The sequence below is a fragment of the Rhodoferax sp. genome (genome assembly GCF_014859475.1).
Lineage (GTDB): Bacteria > Pseudomonadota > Gammaproteobacteria > Burkholderiales > Burkholderiaceae_C > Rhodoferax.
In genome coordinates, this window is record NZ_JACUUE010000291.1 from 1 (window position 1) to 2,438 (window position 2,438).

Consider the following 2,438-nt stretch of genomic DNA (forward strand, 5'->3'; position numbering starts at 1 on the left):
CCGGGGTCATGGATTGCGTCACTGCGTTCGCAATGACGGGGCTGTTCATGGAAAGGAGCGTCAGCGACGCGGCAATCCATCGAGTCCGGCGGCGCTTTGCTCGCATGGACAAGGGCGGCCTCTTCTTTGCCGCAGGTAGCACCCCGGCCTGCCGCTTGTTCGCTGGTGGTCTGGTAGGGGTTGATGTGGGATTCAACCGGGCCGGGCACGTCAACATCAGTGGCATCGATCTCGAACCAGCCCAGGCGGGTGGCGTCGTCGGTGCGGCGCACAAAGGCGGTGCCGCGCACGTCGGTGATGTGCTCCACCGGCTCGCGTCGGCTCAGGCGGTGGGCAATTTCAACGATGGCGCGCTCGGCGTTGCCGTACAGCAGCAGGTCGCACTTGGCATCGACCACAATGCTGCGGCGCACCTTGTCGCTCCAGTAGTCGTAGTGGGCGATGCGGCGCAGGCTGCCTTCGATGCCGCCCAGAATGATCGGCACGTCCTTGAAGGCCTCGCGGCAGCGCTGGCTATAAACAATGGCCGCGCGGTCGGGCCGCTTGCCGCCAACATCGCCGGGGGTGTAGGCGTCGTCAGAGCGGATTTTGCGGTCAGCTGTGTAGCGGTTGATCATGCTGTCCATATTGCCCGCCGTGACACCCCAGAACAGGTTGGGCTTGCCCAAAGCGCGGAAGGGCTCGGCGCTTTGCCAGTCGGGCTGGGCGATGATGCCCACGCGAAAACCCTGCGCCTCGAGCATGCGGCCAATCACGGCCATGCCAAAGCTGGGGTGATCGACATAAGCGTCGCCGGTGACCAGCACCACGTCGCAGCTGTCCCAGCCGAGTTGCGCCATCTCGGCGCGGCTCATCGGCAAAAACGGCGCCGTGCCAAAGCGGGCCGCCCAGAACTTGCGGTAGCTCGACAGCGGCTTGGCGGCGCGCGGAAAAAAAGAGACGTCAACAGGGGCGTTCATGGGCGTTGGGGGGGTCAAAGGGCAGGCGCCGAGTGTAAGGTTTTGAGGCATCAAGCGTTGCCATCAAGGACATTGCGGGCAGGGCCTGCGGCCAAAGTCGCTATAGAATCCTCGCAGCGTTTAACGACGCATTCGCTAGGGGTGTTGTGCTGCCGGGTTTGCTGGCAGGACGACTGAGAAAGTCCCTTTGAACCTGATTGAGGTAATCCTCGCGCAGGGAAGCAGGTTAAAAACCGGTGCTCGCCGCCTTCTCTGGCGAGACACACCACCTTTTCGACCGCCGACCTGCCAACTTTTTGCATGGAGCAAACGGATGGCAAACACACATTTTTCTGATTCAACCCAGGTCCCCCCGACGCACACGGCGCTGAACATCGTCATTTTGGGCGCCGGCCTGATGGGCCGACTGCTGGCCTGCACTCTGGCGCGCGCTAGCCACACAGTAAGCGTTTATGACGCTGCCGCGGCTGATTCACGCCGCGCCGCCGCCTTTGCGGCTGCTGCCATGCTGGCACCGCTGGCCGAGTCGGCGGTCGCCGAAGACACGGTGGTGCGCATGGGGCAATATGGCCTGACACGCTGGCCAGCGCTGATCGCCGAACTCGATACCCCGGTGTTCTTCCAGCAGCAAGGCACGCTGGTGGTCTGGCACCGCCAGGACGCGGCGGAGGCACAGCGCTTTGCCCAATTGCTGGCCACCACCGGAAAGCGACTGCCCAGCCTGCCAGCCCAAAAAACACTGGATGCGGCGGGGCTGGACCAGTTGGAGCCCGGCTTGGGCGCACACTTTGCACAAGGCCTGTACCTGCCGGGCGAAGGCCAGTTGGACAATCACCAGTTGATGGACGCGTTGCTGGCGCAAATGCAGCGCTTGCAGGTCAGCCTGCACTGGAACACATCGCGCAGCCCGGGCGACTTTGCCCCGGGCCAGAGCGGCGGGCCTGACTGGGTGCTCGATTGCCGCGGCCTGGGTGCGCAGCCGCAATGGCCCGGCTTGCGCGGCGTGCGTGGCGAGATCATCACCCTGCACGCCCCGAACGTGACGCTGTCGCGCCCCACCCGGCTGATTCACCCGCGCTACCCGATCTACATCGCCCCCAAGCAGGACGGCTATTTTTTGGTGGGCGCCACGGAAATCGAATCGGGCGACACCTCGCCCATGAGCGTGCGCTCGGCCCTGGAACTGCTCAGTGCCGCCTACACCGTGGACAGCGGCTTTGGCGAGGCCCGCCTTGTGGAACTGGTGGCGCAGTGCCGCCCCACCCTGCCCGACAACCTGCCCGCAGTGCGCCGCCTGGGCGCGCGCTGCCTGCAAGTCAACGGCCTGTACCGCCATGGTTACCTGATCGCCCCGGCCATGCACGACGTGATGCTGCAGCTGATGAATGGTGAGCACTCGACACTGGCAACGCAATTTGAGATGACCGTGCCTGGCCCCGAACTCCATCGGCCCGAGGCGGGCCTCCCACACAACACCGG

1 protein-coding gene, 1 pseudogene and 1 riboswitch are annotated in these 2,438 nt (G+C 64.7%); of the genes and pseudogenes, one reads left to right on the forward strand and one right to left on the reverse strand.

All coding sequences use genetic code 11. The annotated features are described in order from the left end of the window. A pseudogene (locus tag IBX54_RS14515) lies at positions 1 to 959 on the reverse strand (YgiQ family radical SAM protein); the annotation flags it as partial. A 127-nt stretch (positions 960 to 1,086) separates the two neighbouring features. After that, positions 1,087 to 1,196, forward strand: a riboswitch (TPP riboswitch). Positions 1,197 to 1,272: 76 nt separating this feature from the next. Between IBX54_RS14515 and IBX54_RS14520 the strand changes: the two are divergent. Continuing rightward, a partial coding sequence (locus tag IBX54_RS14520) for an FAD-dependent oxidoreductase (protein WP_296543366.1) occupies positions 1,273 to 2,438 on the forward strand: 1,166 nt, incomplete at its 3' end.